23 protein-coding genes and 1 pseudogene (1 of these 24 only partly in view) are annotated in these 24,226 nt (G+C 67.0%); 7 read left to right on the top strand and 17 right to left on the bottom strand.

The features are described from left to right. Nucleotides 1-200: 200 nt before the first annotated feature. Nucleotides 201-1,328, top strand: coding sequence for an acyltransferase family protein (locus M3O59_RS19065; protein WP_064632664.1), 1,128 nt, complete (start codon nt 201-203; stop codon nt 1,326-1,328). Nucleotides 1,329-1,593: 265 nt separating this feature from the next. Here M3O59_RS19065 and M3O59_RS19060 read toward each other — a convergent pair whose 3' ends face one another. From M3O59_RS19060 to radC, 5 genes are all read right to left on the bottom strand, one after another. Further along, on the bottom strand, nt 1,594-2,349 hold the full coding sequence (locus M3O59_RS19060) for an SDR family NAD(P)-dependent oxidoreductase (protein WP_064632662.1): 756 nt from the start codon (nt 2,347-2,349) through the stop codon (nt 1,594-1,596). 49 nt (nt 2,350-2,398) lie between these two features. Continuing rightward, nucleotides 2,399-2,935 (bottom strand): hypothetical protein, encoded by a 537-nt coding sequence (locus M3O59_RS19055; RefSeq protein ID WP_116906026.1) that lies wholly within the window; start codon nt 2,933-2,935, stop codon nt 2,399-2,401. Nucleotides 2,936-2,941: 6 nt separating this feature from the next. Beyond that, nucleotides 2,942-3,829 carry an SPOR domain-containing protein gene (locus tag M3O59_RS19050; protein WP_064632657.1) on the bottom strand — a complete coding sequence of 296 codons (888 nt, stop codon included), beginning with the start codon at nt 3,827-3,829 and terminating at the stop codon, nt 2,942-2,944. A 183-nt stretch (nt 3,830-4,012) separates the two neighbouring features. Next, complete coding sequence (gene argS, locus M3O59_RS19045) at nt 4,013-5,701, bottom strand: arginine--tRNA ligase (protein WP_064632655.1); 1,689 nt, start codon at nt 5,699-5,701, stop codon at nt 4,013-4,015. 87 nt (nt 5,702-5,788) lie between these two features. Then, nucleotides 5,789-6,466, bottom strand: a complete 678-nt coding sequence (gene radC, locus M3O59_RS19040) for a RadC family protein (protein WP_116906053.1) — start codon at nt 6,464-6,466, stop codon at nt 5,789-5,791. Between the two features lie 96 nt (nt 6,467-6,562). Between radC and coaBC the strand changes: the two genes are divergently transcribed. From coaBC to M3O59_RS19025, 3 genes are read left to right on the top strand one after another with little or no spacing between them, the layout of a single operon-like run. Next, a complete protein-coding gene (coaBC, locus tag M3O59_RS19035) occupies nt 6,563-7,834 on the top strand; it encodes a bifunctional phosphopantothenoylcysteine decarboxylase/phosphopantothenate--cysteine ligase CoaBC (RefSeq protein WP_064632653.1) in 1,272 nt (423 codons plus the stop codon). Beyond that, complete coding sequence (gene dut, locus M3O59_RS19030) at nt 7,831-8,298, top strand: dUTP diphosphatase (protein ID WP_064632651.1); 468 nt, start codon at nt 7,831-7,833, stop codon at nt 8,296-8,298. Before coaBC ends, dut begins: the two co-directional genes overlap by 4 nt. A gap of 13 nt (nt 8,299-8,311) precedes the next feature. After that, nucleotides 8,312-10,657, top strand: a complete 2,346-nt coding sequence (locus tag M3O59_RS19025; RefSeq protein ID WP_147308504.1) for a phosphomannomutase/phosphoglucomutase — start codon at nt 8,312-8,314, stop codon at nt 10,655-10,657. A gap of 115 nt (nt 10,658-10,772) precedes the next feature. On the opposite strand, the gene M3O59_RS19020 is transcribed toward M3O59_RS19025, so the two are convergent. The 10 genes and pseudogenes from M3O59_RS19020 to pyrE all read right to left on the bottom strand — a co-directional run bounded on the left by M3O59_RS19020 (nt 10,773) and on the right by pyrE (nt 18,559). Next, nucleotides 10,773-11,345, bottom strand: a complete 573-nt coding sequence (locus tag M3O59_RS19020) for a hypothetical protein (protein ID WP_064632724.1) — start codon at nt 11,343-11,345, stop codon at nt 10,773-10,775. Between the two features lie 403 nt (nt 11,346-11,748). Next, nucleotides 11,749-12,090, bottom strand: coding sequence for a lipid-A-disaccharide synthase N-terminal domain-containing protein (locus M3O59_RS19015; RefSeq protein ID WP_064632647.1), 342 nt, complete (start codon nt 12,088-12,090; stop codon nt 11,749-11,751). After that, nucleotides 12,090-12,812, bottom strand: coding sequence for a glycosyltransferase family 2 protein (locus M3O59_RS19010; RefSeq protein WP_116906025.1), 723 nt, complete (start codon nt 12,810-12,812; stop codon nt 12,090-12,092). The genes M3O59_RS19015 and M3O59_RS19010 overlap by 1 nt, the downstream gene beginning before the upstream one ends. A 399-nt stretch (nt 12,813-13,211) precedes the next feature. After that, entirely contained in the window at nt 13,212-14,177 is a 966-nt protein-coding gene (locus M3O59_RS19005; protein WP_064632643.1) for an SDR family NAD(P)-dependent oxidoreductase, read from the bottom strand. 47 nt (nt 14,178-14,224) lie between these two features. Then, complete coding sequence (locus tag M3O59_RS19000) at nt 14,225-14,953, bottom strand: suppressor of fused domain protein (RefSeq protein ID WP_116906024.1); 729 nt, start codon at nt 14,951-14,953, stop codon at nt 14,225-14,227. An 89-nt stretch (nt 14,954-15,042) separates the two neighbouring features. Then, a pseudogene (locus tag M3O59_RS18995) lies at nt 15,043-15,330 on the bottom strand (helix-hairpin-helix domain-containing protein); the annotation flags it as partial. A 25-nt stretch (nt 15,331-15,355) separates the two neighbouring features. Further along, nucleotides 15,356-16,285: a ParB/RepB/Spo0J family partition protein gene (locus M3O59_RS18990; protein WP_116906022.1), complete on the bottom strand. Its 930-nt coding sequence runs from the start codon at nt 16,283-16,285 to the stop codon at nt 15,356-15,358. Next, complete coding sequence (locus tag M3O59_RS18985; protein WP_064632635.1) at nt 16,285-17,082, bottom strand: ParA family protein; 798 nt, start codon at nt 17,080-17,082, stop codon at nt 16,285-16,287. Before M3O59_RS18985 ends, M3O59_RS18990 begins: the two co-directional genes overlap by 1 nt. Before the next feature lie 114 nt (nt 17,083-17,196). Then, complete coding sequence (locus M3O59_RS18980; protein WP_147308506.1) at nt 17,197-17,847, bottom strand: hypothetical protein; 651 nt, start codon at nt 17,845-17,847, stop codon at nt 17,197-17,199. A gap of 52 nt (nt 17,848-17,899) precedes the next feature. Next, a complete protein-coding gene (pyrE, locus tag M3O59_RS18975) occupies nt 17,900-18,559 on the bottom strand; it encodes an orotate phosphoribosyltransferase (protein WP_116906021.1) in 660 nt (219 codons plus the stop codon). A 119-nt stretch (nt 18,560-18,678) separates the two neighbouring features. On the opposite strand from pyrE, the gene M3O59_RS18970 reads away from it, so the two are divergent. The 3 genes from M3O59_RS18970 (at nt 18,679) to M3O59_RS18960 (ending at nt 21,311) form a co-directional block, all read left to right on the top strand. Beyond that, on the top strand, nt 18,679-19,479 hold the full coding sequence (locus M3O59_RS18970) for an exodeoxyribonuclease III (protein ID WP_116906020.1): 801 nt from the start codon (nt 18,679-18,681) through the stop codon (nt 19,477-19,479). Between the two features lie 250 nt (nt 19,480-19,729). Beyond that, complete coding sequence (locus M3O59_RS18965; protein ID WP_181920574.1) at nt 19,730-21,025, top strand: AmpG family muropeptide MFS transporter; 1,296 nt, start codon at nt 19,730-19,732, stop codon at nt 21,023-21,025. Between the two features lie 58 nt (nt 21,026-21,083). After that, nucleotides 21,084-21,311, top strand: coding sequence for a hypothetical protein (locus M3O59_RS18960; protein ID WP_064632627.1), 228 nt, complete (start codon nt 21,084-21,086; stop codon nt 21,309-21,311). A gap of 91 nt (nt 21,312-21,402) precedes the next feature. On the opposite strand, the gene M3O59_RS18955 is transcribed toward M3O59_RS18960, so the two are convergent. Then, nucleotides 21,403-22,545, bottom strand: a complete 1,143-nt coding sequence (locus M3O59_RS18955; RefSeq protein ID WP_064632625.1) for an anhydro-N-acetylmuramic acid kinase — start codon at nt 22,543-22,545, stop codon at nt 21,403-21,405. A 364-nt stretch (nt 22,546-22,909) separates the two neighbouring features. Then, nucleotides 22,910-24,226: the 3' portion of a M23 family metallopeptidase gene (locus M3O59_RS18950; protein ID WP_064632623.1), read on the bottom strand. 102 nt of this gene lie beyond the right edge of the window; the window shows 1,317 of its 1,419 coding nt (coding positions 103-1,419); its start codon lies beyond the right edge, outside the window — the gene reads right to left on this strand; the stop codon is at nt 22,910-22,912.

Genomic DNA, 24,226 nt, shown 5'->3' with positions numbered 1-24,226 from the left:
TCGCCGTCGTGATGCGCCAGCAGCCAGGCACAGGGAGGGGACGCAGCTGCGGTAGCAGTGCGCCATGCTTGTGATTGGCCGCATCGGTTTCGATGTCGGTTCTGATCGCGATCGCAATCGCGCTGCTACGCAGGCCCAGCAACGCGCTGCGCGCCATCGGCATACGGCACAATCGGGCTCCCTCGGCTGCTCGCGCCCGCATGCACTATCGCGCTCTGGACCTGTTGCGTGGGATCGCCATCGTCTGGGTGATGCTGTTCCATTCGTTCGTGGTCGGCGGGCTGGGGCCGGACTGGGCGTGGCTGTCGCGCTACGGCTGGATGGGCGTGGACCTGTTCTTCGTGCTGAGCGGTTTTTTGATCGGCACACAGGTGCTGACTCCGCTGTCGCGCGGCAAGCAGTTGGACTTTGCCGATTTCTACCTGCGCCGTGCCTTCCGCATCCTGCCGGCGTTTTTGGTGGTGCTGGCGATATATATGGCATGGCCGGGTTTCCGCGAGTCGCCCGGGCTGGCGCCATGGTGGATGTTCGTCACCTTCAGCTTGAACCTGTTCGTCGATTACGGCGAGCAGGCCGCGTTTTCGCACGCCTGGTCGTTATGTGTGGAAGAGCATTTCTATCTGGTGTTTCCACTGCTGGCGACGTTGCTGTTGCGGCGCCCATCGGCCAAGCGCGTGGTCGCGGTGTGCGTTGCGGTAGTTCTTGCCGGCATCGCCTTGCGCACCAGCGTCTGGCTGCACAACACGGCGCTGGATCAACTCGGCGGCGGGCAGCAGCGCAACTGGTTTGTCGAAGACATCTATTACCCCACCTGGAACCGGCTGGATGGTTTGCTGGCGGGTGTGGTGCTGGCGGTATTGAAGGTCTTTCGCCAGCATAGCTGGCAGTGGCTGCAGCAGCGCGGCAACACCTGGGCGCTTGCCGGCGTGGCCGTCCTGGCGCTGGCGATGTGGTTGTTTCGCGAACGCACCGGCCTGCTCGGCAACGCGGTGGGCTGGCCGGTGCTCTCGCTCGGGCTGGCGTTGCTGGTATTGGCGGGCACTGCGACCGGCAGCGCACTTGGCCGGCTGCGCGTGCCGGGCGCCGCGTGGCTGGCGGCGATGTCCTACAGCGTGTATCTGACCCACAAGGCGATGTTCCATGTGACCCAGAGCTGGTTTGGCGCCACGCTGGACGGCCGCGGCATCCTGGCATTTGTGGTGTATGGCGTGGTGGCGCTGGCGGCGGGTGCGTTGCTGCATTACGCGGTGGAGCGCCCGTTTCTCCAGCTGCGCGGTGTGCTGCTACGGCGACGTGCAGCTGCGCGCAGTGATGCCGAGCTGGCGTGATGCGGTCAGTGGCTGGTGAGTTCACTCAAGTCTTCGGTGCGCTAGTGGCCACACTGCCCGGGTCGTGGGCGTAGCTCGACGACGCGTTGTACGTGCTGGTTGCAGTCCATCCATCTGACGGGCGGAACCGAAAAAGAAAAAGCCGCGCAGTGCGCGGCTTTTCGATGTTCCGTTGGATGCGGCGTATGGCTTGCGCGGTGCATCACACCGCGTAGCTCGCAGGTTGCGCGCTGACCGTTTGCAGCCGCCTGTCAGGCGTACTGCCTCATTGCGCGTCGCGCGCCACCTGGAACCCGGCGAACGATTGCGTCACCGGCATGATTTCCAGCCGGTTGATGTTCAAGTGCGCCGGCAGGCTGGCGACGTAGAAGATCTGCTCGGCAATGTCGTCGGCCGTCATCGGGGTGGCGCCGCGGTACAGCGTGTCCGACGCGACCTGGTTGCCACCGGTGCGCACCAGGGTGAATTCGGTTTCGGCCATGCCGGGTTCGATCGAGGTCACGCGCACGCCGGTGCCATGCAGGTCCGCGCGCAGGCCCAGCGAAAACTGCTGCACGAAGGCCTTGGTACCGCCGTAGACGTTGCCGCCGGTGTACGGGTAGGTCGCCGCGACCGACGCGATGTTGATGATCGCGCCGCGGCGCGCGATCAATGCCGGCAGCAGGCGGTGGGTGAGCGTGACCAACGCAGTGACATTGGTGTCGATCATCTGCTGCCACTGGCTCAGGTCGGCCTGCTGCGCGGGCGCGGTGCCCAGTGCCAGGCCGGCGTTGTTGACCAGCACGTCGATGTCGGCGAATGCGGCCGGCAATGCATCGATCGCGGCGGACAAGGCCTGCGCGTCGCGCATGTCGAACGCGGCAGTGTGCACCTGCCCGGCAGGCAGTTCAGCAGCCAGCGCCTGCAGGCGCTCGGCGCGCCGGCCGGTGGCGATGACCTTCCAGCCGGCGGCGGCGAAGCGGCGCACGGCGGCGCTGCCGAAACCGGAGGTGGCACCAGTGATCAGGACGGTCTTGGACATGCGGAACTCCAGGGGGACGGGGGCATTCAGGGTTCAATGCAAGGCGGTTTCAGAGCGCAGGGGGGGGCGGACTTGCCATTGCGGCACGCCGCGTACGCAGCATCTCTTCGGTCAAGCTCTCGCGCGAGACGACATGGCCACGGCGCAGCCGCAGCACCACGTAGGCGCCTGCTGCGTGCGTGGCCGTCGTCGCGGTGGACGGCAGCTCGACGATGACTTCGCCATCCATCCACACGGCCGGCACTGGCGCTGGCTGGCCGGGGAACAGGACGTCCAACGGCAAGGTCGGTGGCGTATCGGCGCAGGCGCCCAGCACGACGCGATCGAGCACCAGCTGCTGTGCGTCCAGCCGCCAGTCCGCGCGATAGCCGCGCCAGTTGGCGCTGCAGCTGCCCATCGCACTGCGTGCGTGCGCCGCGAAGCGCTTCCAGGTGGCCGGGTCGTCCAGGGGCCCGGACAGCGGTTCGGCCAGCAACGTCGCCTGCTGGCCGTCGATCTGGATGCGGTCGGGAATCTGGTCGGTGGCCTGCGCCGGGCCGGCCCACGCCAGCACGCCCAGCAACACGCCAGCGCAGGGGCGCATCACGCGCGCTTACTGCGCCTTGATCGCAATGGCGGGCAGGCCACTGCCGGTGAGCTTCTGCTTGGCTTCGGCCAGTTCGCCGGCGCTGCCGTAGGGCCCCATGCGCACGCGGTAGACCGTCTTGCCGCTGATTTCGGCCGATTCCACGCGTGCGGCCAGGCCCATCATCGCCAGCTTGGCCTTGGTCGATTCGGCATCGCCGGAGGCGCCGAACGAGCCAGCCTGCAGGATGTAGCGGGTGTTGTCGGTCACCGCCGCTGCAGCGGGCGAGGGCGCAGCAGCCGAAGGCGTTGTCGCAGGCTTTGGCGCCGTGGCCGCTGGCGTGGTGATGGCCGCAGTACCGGCCTGCGCCGGGGTCGCAACTGGCCGTGCCGGAGCGGTTTCCGGCAGCGGCTTGGGCGCGCTGGCGGCAGATTCGTTCAAGGGTACCGGCACGCTTGCGGCCGGCGTCGCAGCGGCGACGCTTGCGGCCGCACCGGGTGCCGGTGGCACCGGCTTGCCTTCCAATGCCGCGCGCGCACGCGCAGCCTCTTCTGCGCGCGCGCTGGCAGCCAGTTCGGCGTCGGACATCTGCACTTCCTTGCCGGGCAGCAAGGTGTAGAAGTCGTACTGGGTCTGCGCATTGCCGGGTTTGCCCTGCGGCTTGGGCGGCTGCGCGCTGGGCTTGGGCAATTCGGCCGGCGTATCCACGTCGGCATCGGCCACCGGCTCGGGCTGCGCATCCGGGTTGGCACGCGGGCCCACACGCAGGAAACCGTCGCCGTCCTTTTTGAACAGGTTGGGTGCCGCCAGGAAGATCACTGCTGCAATCGCGGCGCCAGCCACCAGCCACACCCAACCTGGGGTGCCATTGCTGGTGTTGCGTCGGGCCTGACTTTTACCGCGTCGTGCTGCCATCTACCACTTCTCCGAATCGTGTCGTTGCGAGCCAGCTGGCCCGACTTGCTGCGGCGATCAGCGCTGCTGCACTGATCGCCCGGTGAGCGCCGGCAGCGCCCCAGGTGGCGCTCACCGGGCATTCGCCACGGCGCCATGCACTGTGCCAGCTGCCTGCGTTGGCTCCCTGACGCTGCCGCGCGATTACATCTTTTCCGGAGCGCTGACGCCGAGCAGTTCCAGGCCATTGGCAAGCACCTGCTGGGTGGCGACGGCCAGGGTGAGCTTGGCGTCGCGCTCGGCGGCATCGTCCACCAGCACCTTGCTGTTGTGATACCACGTGTGGAAGGCATGCGCCAATTCACGCAGGTATTGCGCGATCTGGTACGGCTCCAGCGCCTGGCCGGCGATTTCCACAACCTCCGGGTAGCGCGACAGCTCCAGCATCACGGCGAGCGAATGCTCGTCGTCCAGGCGTGCGAGCTCGGCCAGGCCATGGGTCTGATCGTACTTGTAGCCTTTTTCCTGCGCCTGGCGCAGCACGCTGCACACCCGTGCATGCGCGTACTGCACGTAGAACACCGGGTTGTCGTTGCTCTGCGCGCGCGCCAGATCGATGTCGAAGGTGAGCTGCGAATCGGGCTTGCGTGCGATCAGGAACCAGCGCACCGCATCGGCGCTGGTTTCTTCGATGAGGTCGCGCAGGGTGACGTAGCTGCCGGCACGCTTGGACAGCTTCACTTCCTCACCGCCACGCATCACCGTGACCATCTGGTGCAGCACGTATTCCGGCCAGCCCTGCGGGATGCCCAGCTCCATCGCCTGCAGGCCGGCGCGCACGCGCGTCAGCGAGCCGTGGTGGTCGGCCCCCAGCTCGGTGATGGCGCGCTCGTAGCCGCGCTGCCACTTGGTCAGGTGATAGGCCACGTCCGGCACGAAGTAGGTGTAGGTGCCGTCGGACTTGCGCATGACGCGATCCTTGTCGTCGCCGAAGTCGGTGGACTTGAGCCACAACGCGCCGCCTTCCTCGTACGTATGCCCGGAAGCGATCAGCTTTTGCACCGCTTCTTCGACCTTGCCGTCCTTGTACAGCGAGCTTTCCAGGAAGTAGATATCGAAATCGACCCGGAACGCGGCCAGGTCGTGGTTCTGCTCGTTACGCAGATACGCCACCGCGAAGCGGCGGATCGATTCGAGATCGGCTGGATCCTTGGTGCCAGTGACCAGATGGCCTTCCAGGTCGACGCTGTCGCCGGCCAGGTAGGCGTTGGCCACATCGGCGATGTAGTCGCCCCGATAGCCGTTTTCCGGCCAGCCGTCGCTGTCGGGGGTGAGCCCCTGCGCGCGCGCCTGCACCGACAACGCCAGGTTTTCGATCTGCACGCCGGCATCGTTGTAGTAGAACTCGCGCTTGACGTTCCAGCCATTGGCATCGAGCACGCGCGCCAGGCTGTCGCCGATCGCCGCGGCGCGGCCGTGGCCGACATGCAGCGGGCCGGTCGGGTTGGCCGAAACGTATTCCACGCCCACCGAGCGGCCGTTGCCAGCCAGCCCGCGGCCGTAGTCGTGGCCCTGCTTGATCACATGCGCCACTTCGCGCTGATACGCGGTGGCGGCCAAGTGGAAGTTGATGAAGCCGGGGCCGGCGATTTCCACCTTGGCCACGTCCTCGCTGGCCGGCAGCGCGGCAACCAGCGCCTGCGCCAGCGCGCGCGGATTGCTGCGCGCGGCCTTGGCCAGCAGCATCGCGGCGTTGGTGGCGAAGTCGCCGTGCTCACGGGTCTTGGGTCGCTCGACCACAAAGTCCGGCGGCAGGGTGTCGGCAGGCAGGGTGCCGTTGGCGCGCAAGGCTTCGATGCCTTGGCCGATCAGTGCGCGGAGTAGGGCTTTCACGTGGGATCTGCTTGGAACCAAACCCGCGATTTTACCCGACCACGCGGCCCGGGGTCCGGCCGATGGTTCAGGTCAGCGCGACGCCGGTCATTCCAGCCAGCCGCGCTCGGCCAGCGAGACGGGGCATCCATCGCCGATGACGAAATGGTCCAGCAGGCGGATGTCCACCAGATCCAGGCCGTCCAGCAGCCGTTTGGTGACCGCACGGTCGGCCTCGGACGGCTCTGGATTGCCGGACGGATGGTTGTGCCCGACGATCACCGCCGCCGCGTTGTGCAGTAGCGCCCGCCGCACCACTTCGCGCGGGTGGATGTCGGCGCCGTCGATGGTGCCGGTGAACACCTCTTCGAAGGCGATGGCGCGGTGGCGGTTGTCCAGGAACAGCACCGCGAACACTTCGTAGGCCCGCGCGCGCAGCCGCTGCGAGAAATAGCGGCCCACGCTTGGCGGGTCGCTGAGCGCTTCGCCGCGTTCCAGCGCGCTCATCAGGTGGCGGTGGGCCAGTTCCATGGCCGCAGCGAGCTTGCAGGCCGAGGCCGGGCCCAGCCCGGGCAGGCGCGAAAGGGTCTTGGCCGGGCGGTCCAGCAGCAGGCGCAGCGGGCCGTGCCGGTGCAGCAGGTCGCGCGCGGTCTGCACCGCGTCCTGGCCGCGCAGGCCCGAGCCGACGAAGATCGCCAGCAGCTCGGCATCGGAGAGGGCAGTGGCCCCGCGCGCCAGAAGTTTCTCGCGCGGGCGTTCGTGGGTGGGCCAGTCGTGTATGTGCATATGGCCAGATTGCCGGTGCTCATCGCGCACGCCCATCAGGCCAAGCGGGGGCATCGGCTAATCTAGTTGTCCTTGTAACCGTAGGACGACCCCGACGTGATCGGCTCCACTCAGGCCCGCCCCCTGGACGGACAGCGTTTGCTGCTGTGCGTCGGCGGAGGCATCGCCGCTTACAAATCGCTCGAACTGGTCCGTCGCCTGCGCGACGCCGGTGCGCAGGTGCAGGTCGCCATGACCAGCGGCGCGCAACAATTCGTCACCCCGCTGAGCTTCCAGGCACTGTCCGGGCAACCCACCCGCACCACCCTATGGGACAGCGCCGCCGAGCAGGCGATGGGCCATATCGAACTGGCGCGTTGGGCCGACCGGGTGATCGTGGCGCCGGCCACCGCCGATCTGCTGGCGCGGCTGGCGCACGGGCTGGCCGACGACCTGGTCACCACGCTGTGCCTGGCCACGACCGCGCCGCTGACCGTGGCCCCGGCCATGAACCACCGGATGTGGCTGCATCCGGCCACGCAGGCGAACGTTGCGACATTGCGCGCGCGCGCGGTTGCCGTGGTGGGCCCGGACGACGGCCCGCTGGCCGAAGGCGAGTCCGGCCCCGGGCGGCTGGCCGAGCCGGCGGAGATCATTGCCGCGTTGGCTGGCGGCGCCCCCGTGAGCGCCGCTCCAATCGGCGCCAGCGGCACGGCTGCGCCGGCGTTCGTGCCCAGCAGCGCGCAGTTGGATGGCCTGCGCATCGTGATCAGCGCCGGCCCCACCTTCGAAGACCTGGATCCGGTGCGTTACGTCGGCAACCGCAGCAGCGGCAAGATGGGCTACGCCCTGGCCGCCGCAGCCGCCCGGCAGGGCGCCGAGGTGGTGCTGGTCAGCGGGCCGGTGCACCAGACCACGCCGGCCGGCGTGCAGCGCATCGACGTGCGTTCGGCTGCGCAGATGCGCGATGCGGTGCTGGGCGCATTCCCGGCCGACATCTACATCGGTGCCGCCGCGGTGGCCGACTACACCCCCAAGCGGGTGGTCGCGCAGAAGATCAAGAAGACCGGTGAGACGCTGACCCTGGAACTGGTGCGCACCCCGGACATCCTGTCCGAGGTCGCCACGCAGACCGGCGCCTTGAAACTGGTGGTCGGTTTTGCTGCCGAAACGCACGACGTGGAGCACTACGCGCGTGGCAAGCTGGCGGCCAAGCGGCTGGATCTGATCATCGCCAACCAGGTGGGCATCGAAGGCGGCGGCTTCGAAAGCGACAACAACGCGGCAACGGCCTATTGGCAGGGCGGCGAGCGCGCGTTTCCCAGTAGCAGCAAAACCGAACTGGCCGACCAACTGCTGGCCCTGATCGCGGAGAGATTGCAGGCATGAGCACCCCAACCCAGTCCTTGCAGGTGAAGTTGCTCGACCCGCGCTTTGGCGATCTGTGGCCGTTGCCGGCCTATGCCACCGAATCCAGTGCGGGCATGGACCTGCGCGCCGCGCTGGAAGCGCCGATGACGCTGGAGCCGGGCGATGCGGCGCTGATCCCCAGCGGGATCGCGATCCATCTTGCCGACCCGCAGCTGTGCGCAGTGATCCTGCCGCGCTCGGGCCTGGGCCACCGGCACGGCATCGTGCTGGGCAACGGCACCGGCCTGATCGATGCCGATTACCAGGGGCCGCTGCTGATCAGCACCTGGAATCGCGGCCGCGCCGCCTTCACCATCGAGCCGGGCGACCGCATCGCGCAGTTGGTGATCCTGCCGATCGTGCGCGTGGGCTTGCAAGTGGTGGATACTTTCGTCGACAGCGCGCGGGGAGCGGGTGGATTCGGCCACACCGGCGTGCGCTGACGGGGGAAGTCACATGAGCAAGGCGAACGAGCGCAGGCAGTCGATGTCCAGCGTGCGTACGAGTGGTCCGGTGTTGGGGGGCGTAGTACTGCTGCTGGCCGCCTGGTTCGGCTGGAGCAGTTATGCGCAATGGCGCGAAGACGTGGTGGCGCATGACCTGGAGCAGGCGCGCGACCGCGCGGTGCAGGACGTGGGCCAGGCGATGGCCGCACAGGCCAGCCAGCTCGACGCCGTGCTCAAACAGCCGCCGGTCGTCGCTGCGCTGGCCGGTGGCGACGCGCTGGCGGCCGCATCGGCCATCCGCGAGCGCTTCAAGGGCGCCGAGGATGTGCAGGTTTTGCCTGGCGACCTTGCCGCCGCGTATGAAAACCCCAAGGATTTCGGCTACGCGCGTCTGGGCCTGCTCGAGTCGGCGCTGGTGGCCGAACGCGCGCAGGTGCACGTGGTGCGCGACACCAAGCAGGTACGCCTGGGCGTTGCGGCGGCGGTGCGCCTGGGTGCGCAGCCGGCGGTGGCGTATGCCCGGCTGCCGTTGTTGCGGCTGACCGGCCCGCTGGATGCGATCGCGGTCCCTGGCAGCGCGTATCTGGCGCTGCGCCAGGGCAGCTACAACGTGGCCCAGCAGGGCGATGCGGGCCTGGCCGATGCGGCGGAGACGCTGGCCAAGCCCTTGGCCAGCAGCGGCCTGCGCGTGGCTGCCGCAGTACCGCAGAACGACAGTGGCCCATTGGGCCTTGGCGCGCTCGGTTGCGCCATCGTGGCGGCGCTGCTGGTCAGCATCGCGGTGCTGCTGGTGCTGGCCAGCCGCGGCCGCGTGGCCTTGCCGCGGCGCCGGGTCGTTGGCGAGTCGAGCGCCGACGAGCCCACCTTCAGTCAGAGCCTGCAACACGACGCCAGCGTCGCCAGCGAAGCACGCGCGCTGGACGCCGACACGTCGCCAGCAGCGCCAGCGCTGGTGCCGGCGGTGCAGGTCGCCACCGGGATGTTCCGCGCCTACGACATCCGTGGCGTGGTCGGCAAAGACCTCAATCCCGGCGTTGCCGCCTTGATCGGCCAGGCCATCGGCAGCGTGATGCAGGCGCAGGGCCTGCGCGATGTGGTGGTGGGGCGCGACGGCCGGCTGTCCGGGCCGGAGCTGACCAATGGCCTGATCGAAGGCCTGCGCCGCGCCGGCTGCAACGTCACCGACATCGGTCTGGCGCCCACGCCGGTGGTGTACTTCGGCGCCTATGAGGTGCGCGCCGGCAGCTGCGTGGCGGTGACCGGCAGCCATAATCCGCCGGACTACAACGGCTTCAAGATCGTGATTGGCGGCGAGACGCTGTCTGGCACCGCCATCGCCGAACTGCACCAGCGCATCAACGAAGGCCGCCTGCATACCGCTGCCACGCCCGGCGAACTGGAGCAGCGCGACATCAGCGACGCCTACATCCAGCGCATTGCCGACGACGTGCAGCTGGACCGCCCGATCAAGGTGGTGGTGGATGCCGGCAATGGCGCGGCCGGCGACATCGCGCCGCGCCTGCTGGAAGCAATCGGTGCCGAAGTGGTGCCGCTGTACTGCGACATCGACGGCACCTTCCCCAACCATCACCCCGACCCCAGCGAGCCGCACAACCTCGACGATCTGGTGAAGATGGTGCAGCGCTTCGATGCGGATATCGGCGTGGCCTTCGACGGCGATGCCGACCGCCTGGGCGTGGTCACCAAGGAAGGCGCCGTCGTGTTCCCGGACCGCCTGCTGATGCTGTTTGCCGCCGATGTGCTGCAGCGCAATCCCGGCGCGCTGGTCATCTACGACGTGAAGTGCACCGGCAAGCTGTCCGACTACGTGCTGCGCAATGGCGGTAGCCCGCTGATGTGGAAGACCGGGCATTCGCTCATCAAATCCAAGATGCGCGAGACCGACGCCGAACTGGCTGGCGAGATGAGCGGGCACTTTTTCTTCAAGGAACGCTGGTACGGCTTCGACGACGGCATCTATGCCGCCGCTCGCCTGCTGGAAATCCTGGCCCAGCGCGAAGAAACCCCGTCCGAGGTGCTGGACGCCTTGCCCGAAAGCGTCTCCACGCCGGAGATCAAGGTGCCGGTGGAGGGCGACGCGCACGCGTTGGTGGCGCGCTTTGTCGAGCGTGCGCAGGCTGGGGACGAGTCGCCGTTCGAATCGGCACGCCTGTCCACGATCGATGGGTTGCGCGCCGACTTCGTCGATGGCTGGGGCCTGGTGCGCGCCTCCAACACCACGCCGATCCTGGTGCTGCGCTTCGAAGCCGACAGCGAGGCTGCGCTGGAGCGCATCCGCGCGTTGTTCCGCAGCGAGCTGCAGGCCCTGTTGCCGGAGCAGCCCTTGGCGTTTTGATCGCCAGGTGCCTGAACCAGCAGCTGTCCAGCAGCTGTGCTGCCTGTTGAGCGGCAGTGCAGCTGAGCGGGTACAGGCGGCGGCGCGACATGCGATACCGGCCATGCAGACACGGTCACCACCGTGCTCTGCTCGTCGCGGTCACCTGAGCAAGATCATCTGCCGCGGCGATCGGTGCGGCATCGTGATCACCCTGCACCAACCACACCGCGTCCCAATACGGATACCCGCCGATCTGCTCGGCCAGCCCTGCACGCAGGGGCTGCGCGACCAGGGCACGGGCGAACTGCCGATGATCGGCATGCACCGGCAACTCGGTTGCCTGCATCTGCGGCTGCCACACCGTTCCGCCACGCCCGCGTGCGCGATTGACCGCATCGGCAGCCAGCTGTCGCGCCGTCGCAGCCGCCTGCAGCAGACCTGCCTTGCCGGGTGCCTGCAGCAGCCCGCACCACGCATCCGGCAGCAATACCCAGCACAGCAACTGCGCATCTTGCCAATGCCTTGGCAGCGCCAAACTTGCCGCTGCCGCGCGGGCGCAGCGCCAGTCCGCGAACAAGGGCACGCTCTGATGCGTGGGCAGCTGTAGATGCCAATACGCCGCAGTGAGCGTTGGCATGGATGTGGGGCAATGGCGGAGCGTGCTGGACATGACCACAGCCTGCACGCAACCGGACAGGGGCAACATCGGCTGGTCATCCGTCATCGCGTCGGCCACTTGCGCGGTGGCGTGCCCGAAAAGCGGGCGTCAACCCTCAGCGCTATCGCCGCGTGTCCGACGATAAGCGGTACATCATTTGACGTCCGCGGATCACGTCAATGCGCTCAGGCGCTCATCGATCAGATGAATCGCTGCACAAAGAAACGCGTGAGGGGATGCGATGCAGCCGCAATGCACTCGGCTCGCATCGGTACGCCGAGGCATCGCCACCAACGATCGATCAGCAAAAATCTGCGGCAACAGTCTGCTTTGCATCGACACACGCCAGGACCGCATCACGCGGCCAGGTACTCACCCACTCGGTTCGACCTCAACCAAATATCCGGCCCACACCCTTCAAATCCCCAATCCCCAATCCCCAATCCCAACCTCAATGGCCCGCCCGATCCCGCTTCCAGCCCCGATGTTTCACATCCAGATACAGGCTGTAAAACGCGGTAAACGCCGGGAACAGGTTCTGCAGCACGCCCACCGAATCCTGCTTGGCGGAGAACACGAAATAGCTCAGCGTCATCAGGCTGCCCACTACGCTCATGTACCAGAACAGGCGCGGGATCACCGGCTTGCCGGCGCGCTTGGAAGCGACGAACTGCACCAGCCAGCGGCCGCCGAACATCAGCGCGCCCACGTAGCCGATCAGCTTCCAGCCGGTGACATGGATGCCGGTCCAGTACAGCCAGGTCAGCTGTTGATCGAGGAAGGACGGTTCCATCAATGCTCCTGCACCGCGGTGCGCTTGCTGCGAGTGATCAGCCAGGCCACTCCGCGCAGGTCGCGGATACCCACCAGGGCGCGATTGAGGTTGTTGTACTTGGACACGCCGGCGGTGCGATGGCGGTGATTCACCGGCACGCTCACCGTGCGCCAGCCGGCGCGCTGCATCAGCGCCGGCAAGTAGCGATGCATGTGATCGAAGTAGGGCAGGTCCAGAAACGCCTCGCGCTCGAACAGCTTGATGCCGCAGCCGGTATCTGGCGTGTTGTCGTGCAGCATGCGTGAGCGGATCGCGTTGGCCCACTTGCTGGCCCAGCGCTTGGAGCCGGAATCCTGCCGGTTGACCCGCCAGCCGGCAAACAGCTTGACCTGCGCTTGCGCCTGGCTGCGTGCGATCAGCAATTTGGGGATGTCGGCCGGGTCGTTCTGGCCGTCGCCATCGAGCGTGGCGATCCAGCTGGCGCGTGCGGCCTTGACCCCGCTGCGCACCGCGGTGCTCTGGCCGCTTTGGGTGACGTGATGCAGCACCCGCAGTTCCGGCGTGGTGGCCTTCAGGCCTTGCAGCACCGCCAGCGTATCGTCGCGCGAATGGTCGTCGACATAGACGATTTCGAAGGCCGCCACGCCGCGCAATGCGCTGACGACTTCGCCCACCAGCGTGGCGACGTTATCGCGCTCGTTGAACACCGGGACGACGACGGACAGCTGAGGTTGGCTCATGGATGCGGGTGGCCAGATGAAGGCTGAGCGAAAAAGATCGCGCATTGTGCCCTGACTGTCTGAGTCAGGCATGAAGCGAGCACGCGTTATGCGCATTGCAGTAACGAAAAAACGGCCTGTAGCGTGCAGTGCGGGCGCATGACGACCGCAAAAGACCTGGCTTGGCGGGCAGATCATGCGTCTTGGCGCAGCAGTGCAGGGGGCTTGTACTGCAGGCTGCTCTGCCCGCTGCCCGCTGCCCGCTGCCCGCTGCCCCGCTGCCCCGCGATCAGATGCTGCGAGGGCGACGAGGCGTCAAGGGCCACGCCACAGCGCCTCGCAGCCCGTGCCCTGCAGCCACTCACTCCCATCCACGCCGCGCACGTACCATCAGCCGCCACCCGCCTATCCAGGCCGCCGCTAGACGCGCTCGCCGAAATACTGCCGGCACCATTCCACCACCTGCGGCAATCCGCGCTCGACCGGCGTGGCTGGGTCGAACCCGAAGGCGGCCTGCGCGCGTTGCGTATCGGCCATGGTGCGGATCATGTCGCCCGGCTGCATCGGCCGGTAGACCTTCTCTGCCGGGCGGCCGGCAGCCTGGGCGATCACGTCGATGAAATATTCCAGCTCCACCGGCGTGTGGTTGCCCAGGTTGAAGACCCGGTGCGGGATCGCCTCGCCGCTGGGGGTGTCCAGCGCGCCCAGCACGCCGGCCACGATGTCGGCCACGAAGGTGAAATCGCGCTGCATCTTGCCGTGGTTGAACACCTCGATCGGCCGCCCCGCCAGCACCGCGCGGCTGAAGATCAGCGGCGCCATGTCCGGCCGGCCCCACGGCCCGTACACCGTGAAAAAGCGCAGCCCGGTCGCGCGCAGACCGTACAGTTGCGCGTAGGTATAACCCATCAGCTCGTTGGCCGCCTTGGTCGCCGCATACAGCGAGCGTGGCTGGTCCACGCGCTGGTCTTCGGAAAATGGCGGGGTGGCCGAATCCCCGTACACCGAGCTGCTCGACGCGTACACCAGATGCTGCACGCCGCGGTGCCGGCACAGCTCGAGCATGTTGACGAAGCCGACCAGGTTGCTGTCGACGTAGGCAGCGGGGTTTTCCAGCGAATACCGTACCCCCGCCTGCGCAGCCAGATGCACCACGCGGGTGGGCTGGATCTGCTCGAATAACGTAGCCAGACCCTCGCGATCGGTCAGATCCAGCGTGCGGATATCGATGCCGGGGCACAGCGCCGCCACCCGGTCGCGCTTGAGCTGCGGGTCGTAGTAGCTGTTGTAGTTGTCCAGCCCAACCACCGCCTCGCCCCGCGCAGCCAGGGCGCGGCAGGTGTAGGCGCCGATGAAACCGGCGGCGCCGGTAACGAGGATGGTCATGGCAGTAATCCTGAAAACAGCGAAAGGGAAGGCGGGGAGAACGGCGCTCAGAACAGCCCGAAGAAACGCTTCTTTGCCACGTTGCGGCGGCGCAGGTCGATGCTGTCGCGGATGTTGCAGGCATCGAAGCGGTCCAGCAGCACATCGCTGCCCTGGCTAAGTTTCAGCGCCATTTCTTCTGGATACAACGGCACCACGGTCATGAAAGCGATGGTTTTTTCGGCATCGATGCGCAACCGCGCAAATGGCTCCGGGGTGCTCACCGGCGGCAGCACGATCGCGCCGTCGAAGGCCACGCCCGGCGCATACGGCTCGGCCGGATTGCCATTGGGAAGGGTATGGCCGAACCCCAGCCAGGTGTCGAACTTGTGCGGCATCCGCGCCAGGTTCTTGAGCAGGCGGATCGGCCAGTAATGGCGCTCGTCGTCGAAGTCGCGCTGGTCCATCGGCCAATCGCCGGGCAGGCTCAGCATCAGCTCCATGTAACGTGGCGCCTCCACACCGTCGGGCAGCGTCATCGGCAGATCGCTCATGCCCGAAGTGACCAGACGCAGGTGCGGGCAGTGCGCGTTGGGCGGCACGATGTGCACGTCCAGATGCACGGTGTCGGAGACGACCTCATGAAATACGCTGGAAATCGGCCCCAGATGCTGTTCGATATGCGCGCTGATCTGCTCGATGCATTCTTCGCCGCGCGCCGGCGCGAAGCCCCTGGCCTGCGCGTGATGCAGGATCGGGCTGCCGGAGGGGCTGAACGCGTCGTCGTCGTGGCTCATGCGCCGTGTCCACCGTCGTTGCCGGTGCGAGTGCTGTTGCTGGCTACCCGGCGCCGCGATAGCGTAGCGGTGGGCGGTGCACCCGCTCGCTCGGCCGCCAGCGTTGCCTTGCGCTCGGCGCTGAAGTCCCACCAGTTGCGCGCCGGTTCGCCCTGCATGACGCGCGGCAGCGACAGGAACACATCGATCACGCATGGGTCATGGGTGACGCCGGTGCGCAGGCACAGCTGCGCGTACATGTCGTAGGCATCGCGCCCGTGCAGCTGCGCCGGCATGCCAATGCCGATCAGCTGCAGGTCCTTTTCGCAGGCCGGCCCGACATTGGGCAGGTCGGTCAGGCGCAACAGATGCGCGCGGTCCACTTTGGCGGGATGCATCGCTGATCCTCCTGCGCCGGGGGCATCAGCCCTGGCGGGCGCGCAAGCGTTCCAGCACGCCTTCCAGGGTGTCCAGGTCGGTGTAATGGATCACCAGCTTGCCCTTGCCGCCGCGGCCATGATTGAACACCACCTTGGTGCCCAGCGATTCGGACAGCTCGGTCTGCAGCGAGGCGATATCGGCTTGCGGCGCCACGGTCACCGGCTTGCCCTTGCGCAATGAGCCGGGCACCTTGCCGGCGGCGAACTGCTGCGCACGGTGTTCGACTTCGCGCACCGACCAGCCCTGGTCGGCCGCTTCCTGTGCCAGCTTGCTGGCCAGTTCCGGCGCCAGGGTGAGCAGCGCGCGTGCGTGGCCCATTTCCAGGCGGCGGGTTTCCAGCAGCACCCGGATCGCCGCCGGCAATTCCAGTAACCGCAGCAGGTTGGAGACCGAGGCACGCGAACGGCCCACCGCGCCGGCGGCTTCGGCATGGGTCAGCGAAAATTCGTCGATCAGCCGTTGCAGCGCCTGCGCTTCTTCCAGCGGGTTGAGATCTTCGCGCTGGATGTTCTCGATCAACGCCATCGCGATGACGGTGCGGTCGTCCAGCTCGCGTACCACCACCGGCACCTCGGCCAGCCCGGCCAGCTGCGAGGCGCGCCAGCGGCGTTCGCCGGCCACGATCTCGAACTGCCCCGGCGCCAGCGCGCGCGCCACGATCGGCTGGATCACGCCCTGCGCCTTGATCGACTCCGCCAGCTCGGCCAGCTTGACTTCGTCCATCTCCCGGCGCGGCTGGTACTTGCCCGGCTGCAGTTGGTCCACCGGCAACTGGCGCAGCGTATCGCCCGGCTGTAGCGCATCCTCGCTGCTTGCCTGAGGTGCCGCTGCCGCTGCTGCGCCCTTCGGACCCAACAGCGCTTCCAGGCCACGGCCCAGGCCGCGCTTTTTTGCGGGGATCGGCTTGTTCATCAGACGGTCTCCACGGGCCGATAGGCCTTGTTGCGCTCGTTCTGCCGGCGCACGATCTCGCCGGCCAGGCCCAGGTAGGCCACCCCACCGCGCGAGGTGCGGTCGTAACCGACGATGCTCTGGCCATGGCTGGGCGCCTCGGCCAGGCGCACGTTGCGCGGCACGATGGTGCGGAACACCTTGTCGCCAAAATGCTCGGTCAGCTCCGCCGACACTGCGTTGGCCAGGTTGTTGCGGATATCGAACATCGTGCGCAGCACGCCTTCGATTTCCAGCGCCGGGTTGAGGTTGGCGCGCAGCGCTTCGATGGTTTCCAGCAGCGCGGTCAGCCCTTCCAGCGCGTAGTACTCGCACTGCATCGGCACGATGATCGAATCGGCGGCGGTCAGCGCATTGAGCGTCAGCAGCGACAGCGCCGGTGGGCAGTCGATCAAAATGAAATCGTACTCGTCGCGGATCGGCGCCAGCGCGCGCTTGAGCCGCTGCTCGCGCTCGCCCTGGTCCATCAGCTGGATCTCGGCGGCGGTCAGGTCGATGTTGCCCGGCAGCAGGTCGAAGCCTTCCGGCGCAGTCACCCGGATCTCGGCGGCGGTGTTTTCGCCCAGTAGCAGGTCGCAGGTGGAGGCGGCCACATCGCGCTTGTCGATGCCGCTGCCCATGGTGGCGTTGCCCTGCGAGTCCAGATCCACCAGCAACACACGCTTGGGCGCGCGCGCCAGGCCGGCCGCCAGATTGACTGCCGTCGTGGTCTTGCCGACGCCGCCTTTCTGGTTGGCAATGGCGATGATCCGGGCCATGCGGGAGAGCCTCGTGGGCAGGGAGTAAGACCGGCCATTATGCGGGCAGGGCGTCGGATCGGGAAATGCCGCCCGCGGCGGGGCATCGGGCGAGCGGGTATGACGCCGTGCGGTTCAGCCTGCGGGCGAGGCGGCGCCGGGCGGCTCCTTCATGGCCCGGTAGCGCTGCAGGATATCGGCGATTTCGCCGTCCAGCGCGGTGCGCTGTTGCTCGAAGCTGGTCTGTAGTCGCAGCTGCGCCATCAATTCGCGGTGGCGTTGCTGGATGTCGGCGGCCAGCTTGTCGGCCACCGCCTGGCCGGCCAGCTCGCGGTCGCCGGCGCTACGCAGCATGCTGGCCAGGCCTTCGCGCAGGCTGGTCACATTGAAGCGCGCGGTGTGGATGTTGTTGTCGACGATGGCGATGCGCTCGTTGAATACCCGGCGCAGGTCGTCTTCGCTTTGATACGACATCAGCATCGCCTGGTCGGTGCGCTGGCGCATCTGCTCGGCGGCCAGGTCGGCCTGGCGTTGCTGCTCGCTGGCCGCGGCGGCGGCGCGCTCGTCGCTGCTCATCGCGCGCTGCACCTCGGCGCTGCGCATGCCGCTTTTGACGTTGAACTCGTCACGCGCCTGGTTCACCGCTTCCGGCGGCAGCGTATCGCTGCACACGCGGGCGCCGTTCTGGTTCCAGCAATACAGCTTCTTGGCCGCCGGCTTGTCTTGCGCGCTCGCGGGTGCGGCCACGGCAAATGTCGCAGCAACAGCCGTGGCAACGGCGGCCAATAACGCCAAACGTGTGTGTATCGGCATCATCGCAGCCCCCTGTCGCCTGCCGTCAGCCTGTAGTGTCGGTGCCGTAGCGGCCACGATAGGCCAGCAGCGGTTCCCGGAAGCCCACAAGGTCGGCGTTTCCTGCCGCAAAAGCAAGCAGGTCGCCCAGGTTGGCTACCGCGATCACCGGGATGCCGGCCTCGGCGGCCACTGCCTGCGCAGCGGAACGGCGATCCTGCTCGGAGGCGATTTCCTGGCGGTCCAGCGCCACGACAATACCCGACGGGATGCCACCCGCAGCGCGGATGATGCCCAGCGCCTCGCGGATCGCGGTGCCGGCGGTGATCACGTCATCGACGATCAACACCTTGCGCCCGGCCAGCGGCGCGCCGATCAGGCTGCCGCCCTCGCCATGGTCCTTGGCTTCCTTGCGGTTGAACGCCAACGGCAGGTCGCGCCCACGCCCGGCGTAGGCACAGGCCAACGCCGTCGCCAGCGGGATGCCCTTGTAGGCCGGCCCGAACAGCAGGTCGAACTCCACTCCGGCCGCATCGATCGCATCGGCATAGCACTGCGCCAGCTGCGCAGTCTTGGCGCCGGAATCGAAGCGCCCGGCGTTGAAGAAGTACGGGCTGAGCCGCCCGGACTTGAGCGTGAACTCGCCAAAGCGCAGGGCATCGGCGCCCAGGGCCAGCTGCAGGAAACGGGTGCGGTGGTCGGTCATTGGACGGGAATGGAGAATCGGGAATCGGGAATGGTAAACGCATCGCGCCTCGGCAGCCTTCGCGGCCGCGCTGGGGTAGGCTTTACGATTCCCCATTCCCGACTCCCCATTCCCGGCCTATGCGCATCATCAGTTTCAACGCCAACGGCCTGCGCTCGGCCGCCAGCAAAGGCTTCTTCGATTGGTTCGCCACCCAGGACGCGGACGTGCTATGCATCCAGGAGACCAAGGCGCAGGAACATCAGCTGGCCGGACCGGAGTTCCTGCCCACCGGCTACAAGGCCTGGTTTCGCGACGCCAGCACCAAGAAGGGCTACAGCGGCGTGGCGATCTATAGCCGGCACGAGCCCGACGAGGTACGCACCGCGCTGGGCTGGCCCGAGTTCGACGAAGAGGGCCGTTACATCGAAGCGCGCTTCGGCAACCTCAGCGTGGTCTCCTTCTATATCCCGTCCGGTTCTTCGGGCGAGTTGCGCCAGGGCTACAAGTTCCAGGTGATGGAATGGCTGCGGCCGATTCTGGACGAGTGGCTGGCCAGTGGCCGCCAGTACGTGCTGTGTGGCGACTGGAACATCGTGCGCACCGCGCTGGACATCAAGAACTGGAAGTCCAACCAGAAGAACTCCGGTTGCCTGCCGCCCGAGCGCGACTGGCTCAACGGACTGTGCGCCGATGCGCTGGAAGACACCAACGCCGCCGAAGGCCGCGGCTGGGTCGACAGCTACCGCGTGTTGCATCCGCAAGGCCAGGACTACACCTGGTGGAGCAACCGCGGCGCCGCGCGCGCCAACAACGTCGGTTGGCGCATCGACTACCAACTGGTCACCCCCGGCCTGCGCGACACCTTGCGGGCCTGCTCGATCTACCGCGAAGAGCGCTTCTCCGACCACGCGCCTTACATTGTGGATTACGCGCAGTGAGTGATCGCCTGCAGCTGGTCGGCGCACTGCGGAAAGGACATGCCAGTGCAACCGGTTCGGCGCCCGCGGCCAACAGGCGCATGACCGTGAAAAGGAGCGGCATGCCGGCTGCACGCCGCCGCAGGATGGTCGGCGCTGGTAGTGCGCATCTTTCTATGACCGGAATGTTCGCCTCCGGCGGCGCTGCCCGCGCGCCGGCCGGTGACACTGGCGTCTTTGTTTTGGCCAACCGCGTCCATCGGCTGCACGCATGACCACGTCCGCACCACGATACAAAGGCCTGCGCGGTATCCAGCAGGCATTCGCCACGCCATCGGCGGCGACCATGGCACTGCTCGGCTTCGGCAGCGGGCTGCCGTTCCTGCTGATCGCCTCGCAGACCTTGTCGACCCGCTTGCGTGATGTGGGGCTGGACCTGGGCAGCATCGGCTTGATCAGCCTGGCCAGCTTCTTTTATCTGCTCAAATTCCTGTGGGCGCCGCTGATCGACCGTTATGCGTTTCCGCTGACCGCATTTCTGGGGCGCCGTCGGTCCTGGCTGCTGGTGGCGCAGATCGGCGTCACGATCGGGCTGTTTGCTCTGGCATTTTCGCGTCCGGATCTGAGCGTTACCGGTCTGGTGAGCTGGGTGCTGTTCGCCTCGTTCTGGGGCGCCACCCAGGACTCGGTCGTGGATGCCTATCGCATCGAAATCGCCCCGGAGACCGCACAGGCCGCGCTGGCGGCAACCTACACCTTGGGCTACCGCATCGGCCTGATCCTGGGCGGTGCGGGCGCCTTGTACATGGCCGAATACCTCGGTTGGACGTGGGCGTATGTGGGCATGGCCGCACTGATGCTGGTGCCGATCATCACCACCCTGCTATGCCGCGAGCCCGACCGTCCCGAGGCGACCGTGGTGCGCCGCGTTGATGTCGCCGGTGCATTCTGGCAACCGATTTCCAGTTTCTTCTCCAGCAACGGGCTGGCGCTGGGCATCGTGCTGTTGCTGTTCGTGGGCCTGTACAAGTTCCCCGACCAGGTGATCGGCGTCATGGCCGGGCCGTTCTATCTGGATTCGGGCTACACCAAGGCCGATATCGCCACCGTGTCCAAACTGTTCGGTGTCTGGATGGGCATTGTCGGTGCCTTCGCTGGCGGCGCGGCAGTCGCCGCATTCGGGTTCCGGCGCATGTTGCTGGTTGCCGCGTTAGGTGTGGCGTTGTCCAACCTGGCGTTCCTGCTGATGGCGCACAACCCGGGCAAGCTGTGGGCGTTCTATGCCGCACTCAGCGCCGACAACCTGTTCCAGGGCTTTGCCGCAACGGTGCTGGTAGCTTTCATGTCATCGCTGACCGACCGCAACTTCACTGCAACCCAATATGCATTGCTTGTGTCGCTGGCCAATCTGCCGGGCAAGTTCGCTGGTGGTGTTTCCGGCTTTCTGGTCCAGGCTGCCTCCTACAGCACCTTCTTCATCCTCAGCGCGCTGACCGTTATTCCCACCTTGCTGCTGCTGGCTTGGCTGTGGCCGCGGCTGTTGGCGCACGACAGGCAGCCGGATTGAAACGTCCACCAAGGTTGCCGATGATGCCGGCGGGGCAAACCATCGCGCGAGGAAGGGCATGACCGATCTGGTATTGCGTGACATCGACCCGGTACTGGTAGACCGCATTCGCCGCATTTCCGTCGCACGCGGCTGGACCCAGCACCAGACCGTCATGCATCTGCTCGAACAAGGCCTGTTCGCCAGCGAATACGAAGTCACCGGCGGCCTGCAGCACCCGGAAGTCGACGCCCTGGCCGAAGCGATCGCCGCGCTCAAGGCGCTGCCGGCGGGGAATAGCCCGTAGCCGCAAACGGTCAGCCAGCGCTGCTTCGCGTGCGCATCCATTCGGCGCGAGAATGCTGCGACTGCGGGCGCTCGCAACTGATCCAGGCCTGTCACGCCGGATGGATCGCTCCCAGCAACCGCGGCCCGGCTGCCCCGGTCACCGACGGCAGATTGGCCGCACGGCCTGCGAGCAGCTCCGCGGCCAACCATGCGAACCCCATCGCCTCCAGATAGTCCGGATCCAGCCCATGCCGCGCGCTGGATTCCACCACCACGCCCGGCAATCGCGCCGCCAGTCGTGCCATCAATACCGGATTGCGCACCCCGCCACCGCATACCAGCACCCGGCGGGTATCGGGCTGCAGCTGCAGCAACGCGTCGGCGACACTGGCCGCGGTCAGTTCGAGCAGGGTCGCCTGCACATCGGCCGCAGACAGCGCCACGTCTCCCAGCGAACGCATCGCCTGCATCGCCCAGTCCAGATGGAATTGCTCGCGTCCGGTGCTCTTGGGCGGCGCCAGCGCAAACCACGGGTCGGCCAGCAACGCCTGCAGCAGTGGGGTATCGGCGCGCCCGCTGGCGGCAAACGCACCTTCGGCATCGAACGCCGTGCCGCGATGCTGCTGGCACCAGCTGTCCAGCAATGCATTGGCCGGGCCGGTATCGAAGCCCAGCACCGCACCATCGCGCGGGATCAGCGTCAGGTTGCCGATGCCGCCCAGATTGAGCACGGCGCGGTCTTCGTCGCCCGCCCCCAGCATGGCCAGATGGAAGGCCGGCATCAGCGGCGCGCCCTGGCCACCGGCGGCCACGTCGCGGCGGCGGAAATCTGCCACCGTGGTGATACCGGTGTGCTCGGCAATCCGGCTGGCATCGCCGATCTGCCAGGTGAACGCCGGCTCGGCCTTGGGCCGGTGGCGGATGGTCTGCCCATGCGAGCCGATCGCGCGAATCTGCTGGCGCTCCACGCCACTGTCGCGGATCAACTGATTGGCGGCTGCCGCGAACGCCAACCCCACCTGCGCGTCCAGCTGCCCCAGCGCATCGATGGCCACCGTCTCGGCGCCCTGGCCGAGCGCCACCAAGGTCTCGCGTAACTGCGGCTCCCACGCCATCGTCGTCGCGGCCACCAAGTCGCAGCGGCGATGAGTGGTGTCGGCAAAGCGCACCAGCGCCGCATCGATCCCATCGGCGCTGGTGCCCGACATCAGGCCCAGATACAGCGGAGAGTCAACGTGTTCCAAGACAGGCATGCCGAAACCAGAAAGACACGGCCGGCCAGCTTGTGCAGCCGGGCCGGGTCCGTCAACTGGTCTTTAGGCTCTTATCGGCTGCATAGCAGGGGAATCACTGCCGGGTCGCAGGCTCGCCTCCCGTGTCGCGAACGACCAACTGTGCGTCGAAGGCTCCCTGCATGCCGCGTTGCCAACGCTCGCACTCACGTCAGCTAGGGTGACCGGCAAGGGCAGGCGCCAAGCGCCGGAAATGGCAGCGTCCACTAAATGGCTGCAAGACCGCGATTGCTTGCGGCGTGGCTAGAGACGCTGGTCTGCGTTTTCTATGTCGTCCACCCGCGCAGCCGCCACAGCGGCAGCGCAGTCACCTGGCCGCAGGCGGTCAACCGCGCGACTTACCCTTGGCAGGCTCGGCGGCATCGGCATAGATCAACTTTTCCATGCCCTCGATGCGCGCCATGGCCGGCGCAGTCTGTGCACGGAAAGCCGCCAGTTCGGCGCCCTGCAGCGGCTCCGGCGGCGGCATCGTCACCGACATCGGGTTGCGCTGCTGCCCGGCCACGCGGAATTCATAATGCAGATGCGGGCCGGTGGCCAGGCCGGTCATGCCGACATAGCCGATCACCGTGCCCTGGTTGATGCGCTGGCCGGCCTTGATCTTGCCGAAGCGCGACATATGCCCGTACAGCGTGCTGTAGTTCTTGCCGTGATCCAGGATCACCACATTGCCGTAGCCGCGCTGGGTGCCGACAAACACCACCCGCGCATCGCCGGCCGCCATGATCGGCGTGCCCGAAGCGGCCGCATAGTCCACGCCCTTGTGCATGCGCATCGTGCCCAGCACCGGGTGCTTGCGCGCGCCGAAGGTGGAACTGATCCGGCTATAGGCCACCGGCATGCGGATGAAGCTTTTCTTCAACGGCCGGCCGGTGATGTCGTAATACTCGGCCGGCTTGCCGGCGCGCTCGAAGCGGAAGCCGGTGTAGGTCTTGCCACCGGTGGTGAAGGTCGCCGCCAGGATGTCGCCGGTACTGATCCGCTCGCCCTCGCGCCAGGTCTCGTCCATCACCACACTGAAACGGTCGCCCGGCTGCAGGTCTTTATCGAAGTCGATGTCGTACTTGAAGATGTCGTCGGTCATGACCGCTACCGCCGCCGGCGACAGCCCGGATTTCCCGGCGGAGGCATACAAGGAGCTGCTGATCTCCCCGCTGGCCACCACCGTGCGCGTGGTGGTCGCCCGCTCGGTTACATTCTCGCGCACGCTGTCGCCCAGCAGGCGCAGCTCCACCCGATGACTGTCATCGCGATCGAAGCGCAATGCGCGCAGCTGGCCCGGCGTCGGCATGTCAAACGCAATTTCCGCACCAGGGCGCAGCTTGGTCAGCGCCTCCTTGGTGCCCGGGTGCGCCAGCACCTGGTACATCACCGCCGTCGGGATGCCCAACTCGCCGAACAAGGTGCTCAGCGTCTGGCCCGACTTGACCTGCAGAATCTCCCAATCGGTGCTTGGCGCCAGCTGCTTGCGGCTGGGCACCAGTGGCGGCAACGGCAATGCCAGCGTGGAATGGCTGGAAAGCGGTGTGTCGATGGCGTTGGAAAAACCCGGCACGATCGTGGCAACCAACGCACCGATGGTGGCGAACAGGCTGGCGTGGATCCAATGGCGGCGTGTCCAACGGTCGTTGAAGGCTGCCGG

Source organism: Xanthomonas nasturtii, assembly GCF_023337365.3.
In the GTDB taxonomy this organism is placed as follows: Bacteria; Pseudomonadota; Gammaproteobacteria; order Xanthomonadales; family Xanthomonadaceae; genus Xanthomonas; species Xanthomonas nasturtii.
This window is presented reverse-complemented; position numbering and strand designations above follow the sequence as displayed.